The following is a 16,254-nucleotide window of genomic DNA, read 5'->3' on the forward strand; positions in this document are numbered from 1 at the left end:
GGAAAGAAGGAGGCTTAAGTCTCCTTCTCCCGGTTATTGCTATGGATTGATCATGGCGTGCATTTTCACGATCACGACAGCAGCCATTTCTCTAGTGACTTGCTCGTGCGGCCGGAAATAGTCGCCGTCTCCCGACATGAGCCCGGATTGAACAGCCGAATCCACATAAGCGGCAGCCCAATCGGATACTTGTTCACGATCTTTGAGAGTACGGTTCGGGGTTGTGCCCTCCCCTGCATTCGGCAGTATTTGCCCTTGCATGCGCACAAGAATCGTAGCCATTTCCTGTCTGGTTATTTGTTGATTCGGCCCAAAATGATGATCGTTCAAGCCGGAAATCAAACCTTTCTCCTTAGCCGCAGCTACATATCCGGCGTACCAGGAGCCTTGGCTGACATCCTTGAAGCCCGCTGTATTTGCAGATGGCTGTTCGCCTGCCAGCTTGACGACCAGCACCGCGAATTCCGCACGGGTCAAACCGCGTTTTGGTTCAAACTGCGGCGCCGCCGTTCCCGTTCCTGCCATCAATCCCAGCCCGGTCGCTTTCTCAACCGCTTCCTTGGCCCATGCAGATATGGAAGCTTGATCCCCATATACAACTGGAGCCGGTTTGGAGACGGCAGGCTGTATATCGGACATATCAAACAACGGGCTTTGCTTCTTCAGCATCCGCTCATACGCACTAAGCGCCATTAGCCCCTGGTGGGTTGCCATATAATCGCTGGCTTCTCCTGCCGTATGGGCGAAGCCGCCATCCTTGTTCACAAATGCTTGCAGCGCTGTGAGCAGGTCGCCGCCGCTCTTCACGAACCGCTGATCGTCCAGTGGAATATTAAGGCTGGACAGGGCAATAATCACTTGCGAAATGCTCTCGCTCGTCTCGACGCCCCACGCTTTAAAGCCTCCGCTGGCAAGCTGCTGCTGTGACAGCCAGGCCAGCGCGTTATCCGCAGCCGCTTTGACCTCTTTGCGGTTCTGGTAGTTCGCCAGAGCTTGCAGCGCCATGGCTGTCATATCGATATCGCTTTGGCCGTTGGACGATTTACTGATCGGGAATCCGCCATCGGTGTTCTGCTGCTGCAGCAGCGAAGCGACCAGCTTGTCCCGTGTCCACAGCGCATCGTTTGGAATATCCGCCTTGGCTGCATCTAGGGACAGCAAAGCGAATACGAGTCCGTTGGTACCCTGATTCATCATGCGCTCATTGTTGTAGATTTTCTCCAGCAAATCTGTCCCCGCTACGCTGCGCGGGTCCTTGCCGATTGCGGCAACAGCCAGCACCATGCGCTCGTAGTCCGTCACTAATCGAAAATCGCCGTTGCTCCCGCGAACATGGCTCTCGAGCACCGAGTAATACTCCGCAGGCACTTGCTTGCCGGAGCGAGCCAAGGCTAAAGCGTCCCAATCGTTAAAGTTATCATGCTTAGCGAAGCTGCGATTGTTCAAAATCCAGGCCGAAGCCTTAGCAATTGCTGACTTGATACGCTCCAGAGAAGCCGTTTGCTGCTCCGGCGTTGCCGCAGCGGCTTGTCCTAAGGCTCCTTCAGCAGCGCCAATGCCGGCAGGGCCGCCAGCTCCAGGCGCTCCGCCGCCCGGTGCTCCTTGTCCGGCGTCTTCGTCTTCAAGATCTTTGCCGAGATTTGTAGTATAACGCCAGCGGAGAACATCGCCGTTCTGCAGCGTATATAGTCCTGCGCTGTAATTTGGAAATACCCCGTTTACCTGATACATCCAGCCGCTCACAGGCCCTTTGTCAAACTCGCCTAAACCGTTTATTGCTTGAACATAAAGGGTAGCATCTGAACCGATGTAATTCATAGAAATACCGCGCCCTTGCAGCGCTCTCTTTAGGACTGTAAATGCGGTATCTCCATCCTGGAGCGTAACCGTGACAGGCGCAATAATGTCACCTTCGCCAATCGTGTGTTTCTCCACAGACAATTTAATTGTACGCACTGCCGGCGGAGTTACTACGCCGCCTCCTGTGCCCGGATTACCGCCATTGCCAGGCGTACCCTCCCCATTGCCGGGAGCTCCGCCGTTGCCAGGAGGGGTACCGCCGTTGCCCGGGCTGCCTCCTTGTCCAGGAGTATCCTTAGTCTTCAGGTCATAGGCGATAAACTCCGTGAAATGCGTTGTCTTGATGACTAAATCCCCGCGGTCATCTGCGTAGGCATATACCGCATCCGCCCTTGCCGAGGAGTCGTTGTATTTCGGAATTGGATGGAAGCTTCCATCGCTGCCGATCCAGCCGGCCTGCCTGCTGCCCTGCCCAATCAGCTTCAACGTGACATGACGGCTGAAATCAATCCGATCACTGCCGCCGATCTTCACGCGAATCGCAATCTGAGTAAGTTCCTCGTTCGTTAAAGACAATACGGCGTTTACCTTATTGATCAACGAATTATCCGTGGAGCTCAGCTTGCTCGGCAGTTGAATCTGGCGGTTCCAGCCTGATGAAATGACCTCAGTATTTGGTGCAATATCGAAATACGTACTGTCCGTAACTGAAGTGACCTGCGGCAATTGCGCTTTGGTAAACTCTAGGATGACTTTCTCTTCTGTCAACGGATCTCCATATGACCCGTTCTCAAAATGAGTCTCGCTGTCCGGAACATAAATAATCCGTTCGTGAATCGGCCCGGGGGAAGCCGGAACAACTACGTTCACTGCCTCGCTGTCGCTTTGCCCGGTCAAGGCCCCTGCCAATGCCTGCACGGATATTGTGCCTTCGGCAGCTTGGCCTGTAAGGACAATGTTGGCCAGCTGGTTATTGAGCAGGGTTACGCCCGCAACCTGCAGCCCTGTCGCACCAGTGTCAATTAGCCAGTGATTGGCCTGCTCTGCAGCCGACGTAAACGTATCTCCTACCAGCTTGATTTCAATCGCCGGGTTCAAGGCTCCATGACTGATTTCAGATGCTGCTGGCGCTATGCTCGCCCAGCGGCTGTAATAGAAATGTACCTGATCGCCGGGCTGAATGACATAATCGCCCGCTCCGACAAAAGGAGCAACACCATTGACATTGTACATCCAGCCGTCCCAGCCGCCTAAAGTTCCGGCGGCCTGTCCGCCAATCGCCGTGACGTAAGCATTGCTGCCGCTGCCCGTAATGCTGTAGCTGATCGGCGGCACAGCAGTATCCAGACCCTGCTTCATCACATCAAGCGCTGTAACTTCTCCGCCGTTCGAGGCCACCGTAACAGTCTGAGGCGCATACAGCTCCCCGTCCATTCCGGTCACTTGCAGCTGTGCCGATACACCCGTCTGAACCGGCGTCGCTTCAGCAATACGATACCAGGTCGACTGCCCATACTGGATGTCGAGCAGTGCAATAAGCGCCTGCTCCGTAGACATACTGTTCATTCTCGCGTCGGCCGCTTTCCATTTGAAGGAACCATCAGCCAGCTGGAACAGCGCATAAGCATCCAATACCGAATGGCCGTTCTTGATCCACTCGGAGGATAACGCATCGTCGCCTACAGCCACCAGTCCGGACACTGTAGTCGACAGACTATTCGAGTTGTCTCCGGATCCCCATGTCCCGGGTGAGTTAAACCCGCCATGATCGAGCTGCCGCTGCTTCAACAGCTCCTTTGCGCGCTGAATAGCGCTGTCCACCGCGCTCTGCCCCTGGTATTTGCCAAGCGCCAGCAGCGCCATACCCGTCATGTCCGTATCGCCGGACGACCCAGTCGGTGTTAAACCGAATCCGCCATCCGCATATTGGCAAGACAGCAAATAGTCTAAAGCTTTCTTCGCCGCCGCCGCATCCCATGTGCCTACGTCCGCGCCGAGTTTGACCCCGGCATCCATAGCAAGCATGGCCCAAATATGCTTGTTAACGCCGCCGATCGCCCCTGTAGCAGGATTCTGCTGTGCTGCGAGCTCAGCCCATAAATTTCGATCGGTCTCCCAAGCATGCGCCGGATCTTTCCCCATAGCCAGCAGCCCGAATATGTATCTGATATGCTCGGTTCCCCCGTTATTGGCCGCTAAATTAGGCGCCGTCGTCTCCCAGGAAGGCAATCTCCAGCTCCCATCCTGCAGATCTTCTCCTGCGCCCCATAAAGCTACCAGCTCCCACCAGGACTCGATTCGTTTCGTCGAGCCGGCATCACTATACTGCTTGGCATAGTAATCCACAGTGCTCGCAATCATACTGTTCAGCTGCGTGTTGCTGGTTCCTCCTGCCGCCTTGGCGAGCTGAGGATTCACTAGAGACAACAGCAGCATGAAGCTCATCCATAGAGGCAAGCTTCTCTTCATCCAATTCTTCCAACTGTTCAACGTCCGCTCTCCTTTACTATTCTTTTTTGTGGACAACAAAAAAACACCTTTCCCATAGAGAAAGATGTTTCCGAAGATTTGTCCGTGTAACACTATACACACTCGGCTGCTCCAATGCTAATTACGACAGCAGCACGAATAAACATCTCCATCTCATCCTCGTGAGAAATTACAGAGCCCTTACACGGCAGGTCTCCTGGCTTCGCATCATCGCTTCAACTATCCCCTTCCCGTTGATATGTTCAACAGTGGTTTTATGATAGTCAGCTCTGCGTTACAGTGGCGGGACCGCGTCGAATTTTCATCGAACTTCCCTATTAAGCTGCGTCATAATACATTATGGGCAGCACCGTATAAGTAGAATATAAAATTGATTGATTCCGGGTTATTGTATCAGATTTCACGGGTTTAGACAAAGGTTTTTCTGCATTATTATCACGAAAACGGTAATTGGGCCAATTATCGCTAAATTTGTTCTGACCCAGCCGCTTTCTTCATATAACCCGTTAGCCTTCCCCGGCTTAATCAAACCGCTGCGTCTTGTACCACTTGCTTTCCCGATGCATGATTTTGTCCATAATCATGTTATAAGAGGCACGGAGTGAAATGACAAGGAATAGCTGTGCGTAAGTAAAATACGTAATACAGGACAGAACGAAGTTCCGGACGTTGCTCTGCCCGATATCGGAAGCCAGGGCAAGGTTGATCTGCAGCACGTACAAATAATACATCAGCGCCCAGGCGAAGATCAGATAAATGTACACATCGCCTTCAAATTGAAAGGGAGACATGACCTCCGGTTTAAATAAAGCGATGAGCCAGTAAGCGATGTTGACGACAATGATTAGATCGGAAATCACGATCGTGACCAGAAACCAGAAATAGCTGGCCATATAATAAAGGACATGCAGCTTGATGCGCCAGCTCGAAGGCTTGAACAAGTGGTGAAAATTGTCCAGTACGACCTGGTAGTTCCCTTTGGCCCATCGCTCGCGCTGCTTCATATATACGGATAGCTGCTCCGGCTCCTGCTGGTAAGCCTCGGCCTGCGGGGCCAGCGCAATAAGCTGGCCCCTGGAGAGAATTTCAAACGAAATGGCCGTATCCTCGGTCAGCGCCTGCTCGTCCCAACCGCCGATTTCTTTGATCAGCGACGTTTTGATAATAAAGTTCGTGCCCGGTATTGTCCCCAGCTTGAACAGCTCCCACATGCCGGTATGGAGCACCCGCTGCATCGTCACCAGCTCCAAATTGATGCACCTGGATAAGAAGTTCTGCCCCCGGTTCCGGGCCTTGTTGCGTCCAAACACCGCCCCGTACAATTCCGGCTCCTCCATCGCCTTCTGCACGAGAAAGAGCAGCGAATTTTTCTCCGGCGCAGCGTCCGCGTCAAAAATGCAAATCCACTCCCCGGTGGCATGCTCCAATGCATCGTTCAAGGCGCCTGATTTGCCGCCCGTTCCTTTACGCTCCATGATGAAGAAGTCCCGATGCTGGTACTTGGGCTGAGCCTTAAGCGCCTTTAGCCGCCCTGCTGTATTATCCGTGCAGTTATCCGCCACGACGATAAACTGGATTTTGTGCTCGGGATAGTTCAGATGGAGAACATGCCTCGCCGTAGCCGTGATGACAAGCTCTTCGTTGTGGGCCGGAACGATCACGGTCACCGTGGGGAAGCCTTCCATATCTGCAGGCATTGTCAACGGCGTTATGCTCTGCCGCCATACAAAGCGAATGGCTCCGGTCATGATGATGATCGATTGAAATACGGCAATCCAGATGCTAACCATGCACAGTATCAACAATACATCAGCCACTGAATTTCCCCCGATCATATTTTTTATTTACTCTGTTCCGAAATACAAGGGTAGCAACCGTTAGAATGACAACAGTCACCGCAAATATGAAGCTGACTCCAATACATAATGGAATGAACCAGTCGACGTACGACGCCATAAGCAAATCGGGCACCTCCCTCCCGAATCCGGGGCAATCCCTCTAGCAATCAAATGTACTCCCCTATTAAATCCGTTTCGGAATATCTCTCCAGTGCAGCGATAATTGCGTCGATATCCTTATACTTGCTGAACTGCTCCTTCTGGTATACGATCGTGCCTGCACGAATGACGAGCTTAAGGGGGCGCCCATTCCTATCCAGGAAATGAATATCCATCAGGGCCAGCTTGATCCGATCCGCCAACGCCTGCAGGAAGTCGTGGTCGGTCATCGGGCACAGAATGATAAACCTGCCCTGTTCCAGGGAAAATTTATAATCTTCATAACGGATCTGAGTCTGAATAATGCCCGATAGCTCCTGCAGAAGCAGGGCATAACGCTGCGAACCTAGCGATTCCTGCACAAGCGGTAGAAAATCGATTTTGAACATCGCCATACAGAAGCTGTAGTGTTCGGAATACCTGTTGGCCAAATTGGACTGCTTGACCACAATTTCGGCCAGCGCCTCTTTGTTGCCGAGGGCCGTATCGAGATCAACCTGCGGTGTACGCTGCTCCAGTTCTGCCAGCCGCTGGATGATGATCTTGCTGCGAATTAACGCCGATTTGATTACAGCGGCAATACCGACATTGGCCGGTACAAGCAAAATCCACAAAAAAGCCAAAACATCCAGACGCCCAAAAGTCGACAACCATACAAAATAACCGACCAGGAACACGAATACTCCGACGACGGACACCCCTAATGGAAGTAACAGCCCGATCAGCAGCGCCGCCAAGGCCGCGATGCTGAACGCAAATTCAGCCCCGGTATAGCTCTGCTCAAGATAAACGTTGAGAAAGACGAAGAACTGCTGTACGATTGCCAGCAAAATAAGCAGGATATAGCCCGATGCCATGCGATACGCCGGTATGTTGCGCCTCATAATCAACCTTCCTTCTATGTCGTCATCAGCCCAAGGAGAGTTCTGGCTTACAATCCATGGTGTAAAAAAATAGGCATCCCCATATAAAGCCTCATACGGGAAGTGCCGGATATTTCGATCTTTTAATACTATATTCTACAGATCCAAACTATACACTTTCTGAACAATTACCCTAAATTAAGGATTTTGCATAGCTGTCTCGGCAAGTAAGGGAAGAATATTATCAAAAAAATGGGTGTTCTTGCTAAATACATATCCGCCAGAGTAGGATGCGTCCTTATTTTTAAGGGATATCATTTGTTTGTTTAACTGCTTGGCCCATTCCTTATCCCCGCATTCCAAGGCTAGCAGTATGGCAAGTCCGTACACCGATGGCGATTCGTAAGAGACCTCCGCCGTGCGGGTTACCCGGTTATAGCGTCCTTTAATGCTTTTCTGCTGGCGGAGCTCCTTCTTCAGGAATGAGATAAGGGGAGTCGGCTTCTTGCCCAGCTCTGCACGGTGAATGCCTATCATTAATTGATCGATGAGATTAACATCGTCGCCGTATGCATATTTCTGTTCCTGAACATCGAAGGTAACCGGAAAGAATACGCCGTCATCCGGCATTTCGGAGAGTAAGCGAACGTATTGCTCGTAAGTGCCCGAATCGATAAGCTGGTGATCCTTCATCAGCTTAAGCACCGCTATATCCACATAAACCAGGCTCAGCGTTGCCGGGGATTCATCCCTCGCAAAGTCATGGAAATCGACGAAATAGCCGTTGTTCTGCACATGCATCTGCAGCGTGTCCGATATTTCTCTTGCCGCGGCTAAATATTCGTCTTTTTTCCAAAGCTGTGATGCCTCTATCAGACTGCCGATAATGCGAAAATCGTCACCAAGCGCATTCGTATTTACCTTCACCCGGCCATCGGACTCTATCTTCCAGACAATATACTTCTCCGACGTCAAAAATCGGCTGTTCAGCACCTCATAGCTGCGTTCAAACAACGCTTGGTCCCGTTTTTTTACGGCATATTGCATCCAAAATCCCAATGACTCGGAAAGCGCCTCGCGCCCAGCCACGATATCCGGATCAGTTGAGGCACCCGGCTGCAAATAAGTGGCTAAAGTTCCATTTGCATTTGTCATATGCTTCGTAATAAATTCCTCTGTGGATGAGCCTGCACTCTTCACGGCCTCCCCCTTGGAATACACGCCTACAGCGGCGGATAATCCTAAAATAACTACCATGAATACCATCAGCAGCTTTGTCCAGCTATAGTGCCGTACGGTCATTACTCTCACCTTCTCCTATTTGGGCATAAACCCCTCTTGTTCCATTATCATAATTATCAAGGCCCCAAATTTTGGGTTTTCATTTTCATTTTATCCTATATTTTCTTAACGCGCTGCAAGTATTTCATTTATAACCCCGGAAGGGTTCCATATATGTAAAAAAGGCAAAAAGACTCTCCTTTAGAAAAGGAGAGTCTTGCGGGTTAAATTTAAATTAGTGCAATTGCGAGCAACGTAAACAGGCTTAACGTTAGAATCTGATTGCCATAAAACCCCGGGCGAAAGGCCGAGGTTCTAACGACGCCCCTGCCATCGGGACGCAAATAAACATTTTGGTAGTCTACATTCGTAATCGTCCCTGTATACTGCCGTCCATCTATGGTTAGAATGCGAACCCTCTTATCTTTGCAGTGCAAACAAGTATAATAGGCTTCAACCACAACCCTCATCCTCCTTTTTAGGTCACATATTAGTCTATGAGGAGAATGAGGGACGGTAACGGCATAGGTCTACTTAAGATATTCTTCTGTCCTTCTTAATTTGCTTGCTTCGCAGCTGGCCGCAGGCGGCATCGATATCCGTTCCGTGCTCCAGGCGGACGCTGCAGTTGATGCCCTGCTTCTTCATCACATCGTAAAAGGCCAGGATCGACTCCTTGCGGCTTCTCTGGTATTGGCCGTGTTCGTCGACCGGGTTATATGGAATGAGGTTGACTGTAACCCCGTTTCGCCGGGCGCCGATCAGCTCGGCAAGCTCCTGCGCATGCTCTGTTCCGTCGTTAATGTCTCTTAGCAAAATGTACTCCAAGGTCACCTTCCGGTTCGATTTTGCCAAATAGTAATCTATAGCCTCCATCAGCCTTTCGATCGGAATGGCCTTGTTGATCTTCATGATGCGCGTCCGCAGCTCATTGTTGGGGGCATGCAGTGAAATCGCCAGGTTGACCTTCAGATCGGAATCGGCAAACTCAATGATTTTGTCCGCGAGGCCGCTTGTGGATACGGTAATGCGGCGCGGCCCGATGGCCAGACCCTTGTGGTCCTTCACCGTGCGAATAAAATTGGATACGTTCGTAAAGTTATCAAACGGCTCGCCGATGCCCATAACGACGATATGGCTTACCCGTTCCTCCTGTCCGGCTTCATCCAAATGGAACTGAACTTTCATGATTTGTTCCACGATTTCAGCACTCGTTAAATCACGGCTCTTCTTCAGCAATCCGCTCGCGCAGAAGCTGCAGCCGATATTGCAGCCGACCTGAGTGGTGACGCAGACGGAGAGACCGAACTTATGCCGCATTAACACCGTCTCTATCAGATTGCCATCCGCCAGTTTAAAGAGAAATTTGACCGTTCCGTCCGCAGACTGCTGCTTCACCTGCTCTGTCAGCGTCTCCATCACGAAATTCTCTTCCAGCAGCGCAACAACCGCAGGCTTGACATCATTCATATCCGCGAAGCTGTGTACCCGTTTGCGGTAAAGCCCATCCCATACCTGGAGCGCGCGTGATTTCTTGTGTCCCCGCTCCTCCAGCCAGGCGATCAGCTGATCTAACGTAAATCCATAAATGGATGATATATTCATCATATTTTCCTCTTTTCAGAACTTCAAATTCTGTTTATTATTGTCCCAAATCTTTTTTATGAAAACAAGGCTCTATTTCATGAGAAATATATCCGAAAGTGTAACTTTGTGTCCTTGTTCACGTCTACATAATTAAATGGACGGCGATTTAGTCAATTTCTAGGGAACCCTTCAGGGTAGAAACGGAGTTGTTTGCGCTTATGACCGGAAAAATCGTCTTGGCTGGAGGAACCGGCTTCATCGGAACTTATCTCAGTAAGAAGTATCAGCAGCAGGGGTATGAAATCATACATATTTCTAGACAGCCAGGCCACATATCATGGCGGGACCACAAGGGAATTGTACAAGCGTTGGAGCAGGCGGACATGCTGATCAATCTGGCGGGAAAATCCGTCGACTGCCGTTATACCGACAGGAACAAAAAAGCCATCATGGACTCACGTACGGAGACGACCCAGCTTCTCGGCGCTGCCGTGCTTGCCTGCAAGCAGCCGCCTGCCCTCTGGATCAATTCCAGCACGGCCACGATCTACAGACATGCGGAGGATCGGCCCATGACGGAAGCTGAGGGCGAGATCGGGACTGGCTTCTCCGTCGAGGTGGCCCAAGCATGGGAGCAGACCTTTTTTGCCTTCAAATTGCCGGCAACGAGACAAGCGGCGCTGCGGATCTCCATCGTTCTTGGAGAAGACGGGGGCGTCATGACGCCGTACAAAAACCTCGTCCGCTTCGGGCTTGGCGGCATCCAAGGCCCGGGAACCCAGCGGTTCAGCTGGATTCATATCGAGGACATTTACGGCATTATTTCGTTTCTGCAGGCCAGGGAAGATCTATGCGGCGTGTTCAATTGCGCCTCTCCGAACCCTGTCACCAACCGGGAGCTCATGAGCGAATTACGGCGCGCGATGAACCGCAAGTTCGGCCTGCCTTCGCCGAAATGGCTGCTGGAGCTTGGGGCCGTCATGATTCAGACGGAAACCGAATTAATTCTAAAGAGCCGCTGGGTGATTCCAGAGCGATTAGAGCAAGAAGGCTATGAGTTCAAATTTCCCCGGCTGGATCAGACGTTGCGCAGTATTCTTCATTTAGCCGAAGATTGGAGATAGGAAGATGAAGCTCACAAAAAGATGGCAACGCATATTAGTAGTTGTGCTTATTTTGTCGGCGTTCATCTATCTGAACAATACCTCCCTGCTGACCAAGGAACGCAGTGGATCACCTTTCCTGCTGGCGCATCGCGGTCTTGGTCAAACGTTCAGCATGGAGGGCATGGAGGGAGATACTTGTACGGCCACCCGGATTTTCGAGCCGGAGCACCCTTACCTGGAGAACACCATCCCTTCCATGCAGGCTGCCTTCGACGCCGGAGCGGACATGGTGGAACTGGATATTAAACCGACCAAGGATGGCCAATTCGCCGTGTTCCATGACTGGACACTGGAATGCCGGACGAACGTGCAGGGCATGGTCGGTGATTATACGATGGATGAGCTGAAGGATATCGATATCGGCTACGGCTACACGGCGGATAACGGGGCGACATACCCTTTTCGCGGGAAAGGTATTGGGTTGATGCCGTCGCTGGATGAGGTGCTGGAGCATTTTCCGGAAGGAACTTTCCTGCTTCATATTAAAAGCAATGACCCGGAGGAGGGCCGCCAGCTCGCGCAATATCTTGCGGATCTGCCAGAGGATCGTTTGCATGAGCTGACAGTTTATGGAGGTGATGAACCTATAGCTGCCCTGCAGGAGGAATTGCCCGGGCTGAGAGTGATGTCAAAGGCTACGCTCAAAAGCTGTCTGCTTGCGTACGAAGGGGTCGGCTGGAGCGGTTACATGCCTTCGGCCTGCAGGAACACACAGCTCCATATCCCCTTGAAGTTCGCTTCGTGGCTGTGGGGTTGGCCGAATAAATTTCTTAACCGGATGGATGATGCGGGCACACGGGTAATCGTTGTCGCAGGCAGCGGAGAGTGGTCTGAGGGCTTTGACACTATTGAGGACTTAACGCTGCTTCCCAAAGGTTATACCGGCGGAATATGGACGAACCGGATTGACCGGATCGCACCGCCTTTACTGTACAATAAATGAAGCTGGATAAGATGACATAGCAAACACCCCGCTAATTGCTTTAGCGGGGTGTTTATGCATAGTGGATATACTCCGGCGGCTGGGAACGGCGTACAGGCTGACGGCTTCTTTCCGCAGCGCGCCAGTTCCTGGCGCCTCGAGGGCGGCCAGACCACATGCCGCTCTCACCTTAGGAGCCTGCACCTTTATAGCGTTTGACCCCCATATTCCATGCCAGCAGGCCAATCGCTAGAAATACTGCCCCCATCACCGGGGTGAGCAGTGCCATGCCCGTCATCTCTTCGCGTTGAAGGAATAACGCTGCTGGATAAATACCGACAAAGGCGAACGGGATAACCCATGTCAGCAAAATTTGGATTGTCCGGTTATAGATCGTCACGGGATAGCGTCCATAGTTCTGGATGTTGAACATGAGTGGAAGAATCCCGGTCGGCGCGTCTGAATAGAACGACAAAGAGGTGAGCGCGGTATAAATCCCTGTATAAATCGCGACCGCGCTAAGTGTCAGAATAATCAGCGCCGGAATAGTCCACCATTCCAACGGCAGCCCGAGCTGCCCGCCGCTGATCGCCATAATAATGATGCCGACGAGACCGCCGATCAGAGCTGGCGGATCGATATTTTCCAGGAAAATTTGAAATAAATGATGCGCCGGACGCGTCAGTACGCGGTCCATCTCCCCCTTGACGATATAACGTTCGCTGAAATTCCACATATTGACGAAACAGCTGAACACAGCATATGGCACCATAAAGAAGCCGTAAACAAAAATGACCTCATTCTGGCTCCAGCCGCCCAGGCTGTCGGTATGCATAAAGACCACCAGGATGAAAATAAAGTTCGTCGCCTGGAAGAGCAAATCCGAGATCACCTCGACCCAAAAATCGGCGCGATATGTGAGTCGGGTTTTCATGTAATTTTTGAAATATTCCATAATCAATCCCAAGTAATACAACATTCTCGCCATGCCTCTCATCAACCTCCTTGCACGAACAGGCGCTGCCGCGCTGCCCGGTATAACAGAATCATCGGGATGATTAAAGCCGCGAACCAGAACACCTGAATGCCCAGCACGTTCCAGATGCCTACGCCCTGCACTCTGCCTGTAAAGACAGAGCCTGGCAAATAGGTAATCGCCTGAAAAGGCAGCACCTCAAGCACTTTGGACAGCCAGCCAGGGAACAGGCTGATCGGCACGATAAGTCCTGAGAAAAGATCGACGAGGACCCGCTTCATCCGCATAACGCCTTCATTATTCTCGATAAAGAAGGCCGAGAGGCCTGTTATGACATTAATCTGCGAATTGATCAGGAAGCTGAAGATCAGCATGACAAGAAAGCCAGCCCATGCCGACGGGGCGGTTGGCAGCTGTACCGGGAACAGGAGCATGGCGATAGCCATGCCGGGAATCATGAACAGCAGGAAGCGGAACATGCCTTCCCCGAGCCCCTGCATCATTTTGGCAAATACATAGTTATAGGGACGTATGAATTGGATGGCAATGCTGCCGTCGCGGATATCGGACGAGATTTCCCGGTCCAAATTGTTGAAATAAAATGCCCTGGCCATCCAGGATACCGCAACATACGTCGTCATCTGTACGGCGGTAAAGCCGCCCAAGGAATCACCATCGCCGTAGATGGCTTTCCAGGTGAAATAGTTGACCCCGATATTGAGAGTATAGATTAGAATACCGGTGTAGTAATTAATTCGGTATGCAAGCATGGTCAGGAAACGGATGCGGATAAAATCCAAATACGCGTCAAGCAGCAGACGCTTTCCGCTATGACGCGGCTTCCGTCCCTCCGGGCGGGCCGGTCTGGGTGAAGTCAGCTCGGACGAAGGACGTTTAGACATGGCTGACCTCTTTGGGACCATCCGCCAGGGAATCAAACGCTTCTTCGGTCTTCTGCGCCGAACCGGATTGATATATGCTGCGCACGATTTCATCGGTATTCGTCTCAATGATTTTGATATCTGTAATGTCTGCCTGACCCACTACCCGTCCGAGCACATCGGATACATTAAGCTCCAGCGGAATCCAGACCTTGGCATTGAGATCGTTCTCGGCCGACCATTCCACCGCCAGCCCTGCGGTCCACTGCCGCAGCGTCTCCAGCTTCGTCGCTCTTCCAAATTGGAACAGCACCTCGCGTCCCGTTCCCCAGCGCTGCTTCAGCTCCTCCAGGCCGCCGTCGTAAATGATTCGCCCGTCATCCAGCATGATAACGCGGGAGCAAAGCGCCTCGATATCCTGCAAATCATGCGTTGTCAGCAGGATCGTCGTACCGTGCTCGCGGTTCATATCCTTCAGGAAGTCGCGAATTTCCGATTTCACGACAATATCGAGCCCAATCGTCGGCTCGTCGAGGAACAGGATCGACGGATTATGCAGCAGGGCGGCGACCAGCTCGCAGCGCATGCGCTGCCCCAGGCTAAGCTTGCGCACCGGACGGTTCAGCAGATCCTGGAGCTTCAGGCGCTCCACGAGCTCGTCCAGCCGCTTCTTGAAATCCTGCTCGGATACGCGGTACACCTTGCGCAGCAGCTGGAACGATTCGATGACGCCGATATCCCACCACAGCTGGCTGCGCTGCCCGAATACGACGCCGATATTTTGCACGAACCGCTCCCGTTCTTCGTAGGGAATATAGCCGCCAACGGTAAGGCTGCCGGAGGTCGGCACCAGAATGCCTGTGAGCATCTTGATGGTTGTCGATTTGCCCGCGCCGTTCTCTCCGATATAGCCGCATATTTCGCCTTGAGGAATGGCGAACGTAATGTCTTTCACGGCAACGACCTCTTGGTACTGCCGCTTGAACAAGTCCGCAAAAGCCCCTTTGAGGCCTTCGCGATTTTTTTGTATTTTAAATGCTTTGCGCAAATCCTGCACTTCTATCGCGTTCATATTTACCTACCTCACTAATTAAGTCTTGGTGTCCCGTCCCAAGCTCTTATTATAAATTACAACCTTCGAAAGCTCTACAGCAAATGATTAGCTGTGTGTAAAGCGAGCGTGTTATCGGCAGTTTGCTGGATAATCGGTGACGGTTGCTGGCCGGACTCAAGCGTGAAGTGAGAGCACCTTGGACATTGTGGGTTACGACTGCAGTGATGTGCTGCGTGGATGTGCAGGTTGCGAATACAGTAATGTGATGCGCTGATTAGGGAGGGATGTTACTGCAGTAATGCGATGCGCTGACAAGTACGGGTTATTACTACAATAATGCGATGCGCTGGATGTGTGGGTAGATGGTAGTTGAGTAGGGTAGTAGTGAGTTGACAGGCTATTTGCAGAATGGCAGGCGGCAGTTTTGGCAGTCATATGCAACGGACAGGGGATCCGTTATTTCCGGTTTCCGTCCAGGAATTAGAAACTATCGGACACAGGATCCTTTATTTAGGAAAATTCGCTGCTGTTGACCCTTGTTTGAGCGCAGTAGCGGAACCAGGGTCCGTAAGCACCCTGCTTCACCCGATTTCCGATGAAATAGCGGAACCAAGGTCCGTTAGCAGCCCCCGGAAACTCCAAAACCTAGACCACCTCTTCTATATTAAAAAAACGCCTTTCGGCGTTTTCGATGCGACAGGTCATTTTAAAAAAAGAGAACAATGAGCTATTCCTCCAGAACAGGGATCATGATCGTAAATTGGGGATTCGTGCTGTAAGGATCCTGCTCGCTCGGGTATATTTCGAAATGCGTCAGCTCCTTGCCTTCCTGGGGAAGCGTCTTAAGTCCCTGCTGCTCAATCCAGGCATATATGCTGCTGTACGATTCCTCGATATTCTGCTCGGCCCGATGTTCGTACTTCGCATATTTCATCGCTGGAACCTGAAGCTTGATCATGCCTTCCGGCGCCTGTTCACCGGTATCAGCCACCTCAAATACCGCGCAATGCACAAATCCGTTTCCGCCCGGATAGGCATGGTAAGACAAGCCGTAGAAATTGTCCAGGTCTAGGATACCGCGGATTTCACCGCGCCGCCGCTGCAGTTCCTGATGAATCGCGCGTATACCGCCCTCTCCCGCCTCGGCAAAGGTTCCCTCCCAACGCAGCCCAATCGCGCTGAAGGCTTCCTTTGTTATGATCGCTGCCTCATTTACCCGTTCCATAGCCACCTCTCC

Annotated in this window: 12 protein-coding genes and 1 riboswitch; of the genes, 2 read left to right on the plus strand and 10 right to left on the minus strand. The window is 51.7% G+C overall.

From position 1 onward, the window contains the following. Positions 1-39: 39 nt before the first annotated feature. The 6 genes from MKX50_RS23845 to rlmN all read right to left on the minus strand — a co-directional run bounded on the left by MKX50_RS23845 (position 40) and on the right by rlmN (position 10,036). Positions 40-4,290, minus strand: a complete 4,251-nt coding sequence (locus MKX50_RS23845) for a DUF4430 domain-containing protein (protein ID WP_339157936.1) — start codon at positions 4,288-4,290, stop codon at positions 40-42. Between the two features lie 168 nt (positions 4,291-4,458). Beyond that, a riboswitch (cobalamin riboswitch) is annotated at positions 4,459-4,659 on the minus strand. 152 nt (positions 4,660-4,811) lie between these two features. Next, complete coding sequence (locus tag MKX50_RS23850; RefSeq protein ID WP_339157937.1) at positions 4,812-6,107, minus strand: glycosyltransferase; 1,296 nt, start codon at positions 6,105-6,107, stop codon at positions 4,812-4,814. Between the two features lie 188 nt (positions 6,108-6,295). Beyond that, positions 6,296-7,171, minus strand: coding sequence for a diguanylate cyclase (locus tag MKX50_RS23855; RefSeq protein ID WP_339157938.1), 876 nt, complete (start codon positions 7,169-7,171; stop codon positions 6,296-6,298). Between the two features lie 177 nt (positions 7,172-7,348). After that, positions 7,349-8,452, minus strand: coding sequence for a glycosyl hydrolase family 8 (locus MKX50_RS23860; protein WP_339157939.1), 1,104 nt, complete (start codon positions 8,450-8,452; stop codon positions 7,349-7,351). 209 nt (positions 8,453-8,661) lie between these two features. After that, entirely contained in the window at positions 8,662-8,892 is a 231-nt protein-coding gene (locus MKX50_RS23865; RefSeq protein WP_244996438.1) for a hypothetical protein, read from the minus strand. Positions 8,893-8,965: 73 nt separating this feature from the next. Then, on the minus strand, positions 8,966-10,036 hold the full coding sequence (gene rlmN / locus MKX50_RS23870; protein WP_339160245.1) for a 23S rRNA (adenine(2503)-C(2))-methyltransferase RlmN: 1,071 nt from the start codon (positions 10,034-10,036) through the stop codon (positions 8,966-8,968). A gap of 200 nt (positions 10,037-10,236) precedes the next feature. Here rlmN and MKX50_RS23875 point away from each other — a divergent pair, with 200 nt between their 5' ends. Further along, complete coding sequence (locus MKX50_RS23875) at positions 10,237-11,142, plus strand: TIGR01777 family oxidoreductase (RefSeq protein WP_339157940.1); 906 nt, start codon at positions 10,237-10,239, stop codon at positions 11,140-11,142. 4 nt (positions 11,143-11,146) lie between these two features. Further along, on the plus strand, positions 11,147-12,127 hold the full coding sequence (locus MKX50_RS23880; RefSeq protein ID WP_339157941.1) for a glycerophosphodiester phosphodiesterase family protein: 981 nt from the start codon (positions 11,147-11,149) through the stop codon (positions 12,125-12,127). 169 nt (positions 12,128-12,296) lie between these two features. Here the strand turns inward: MKX50_RS23880 and MKX50_RS23885 are convergent, their stop codons facing one another. The 4 genes from MKX50_RS23885 to MKX50_RS23900 all read right to left on the minus strand — a co-directional run bounded on the left by MKX50_RS23885 (position 12,297) and on the right by MKX50_RS23900 (position 16,242). Next, on the minus strand, positions 12,297-13,085 hold the full coding sequence (locus MKX50_RS23885; RefSeq protein WP_155612347.1) for an ABC-2 family transporter protein: 789 nt from the start codon (positions 13,083-13,085) through the stop codon (positions 12,297-12,299). 17 nt (positions 13,086-13,102) lie between these two features. Continuing rightward, positions 13,103-13,897 (minus strand): ABC-2 family transporter protein, encoded by a 795-nt coding sequence (locus tag MKX50_RS23890; protein WP_155612348.1) that lies wholly within the window; start codon positions 13,895-13,897, stop codon positions 13,103-13,105. A gap of 79 nt (positions 13,898-13,976) precedes the next feature. After that, complete coding sequence (locus MKX50_RS23895) at positions 13,977-15,035, minus strand: ABC transporter ATP-binding protein (protein ID WP_339157942.1); 1,059 nt, start codon at positions 15,033-15,035, stop codon at positions 13,977-13,979. A gap of 709 nt (positions 15,036-15,744) precedes the next feature. Further along, entirely contained in the window at positions 15,745-16,242 is a 498-nt protein-coding gene (locus tag MKX50_RS23900; protein ID WP_339157943.1) for an effector binding domain-containing protein, read from the minus strand. Between the last annotated feature and the right edge of the window lie 12 nt (positions 16,243-16,254).

It is taken from the genome of Paenibacillus sp. FSL W8-0186, assembly GCF_037969765.1.
GTDB classification, from domain to species: domain Bacteria; phylum Bacillota; class Bacilli; order Paenibacillales; family Paenibacillaceae; genus Fontibacillus; species Fontibacillus woosongensis.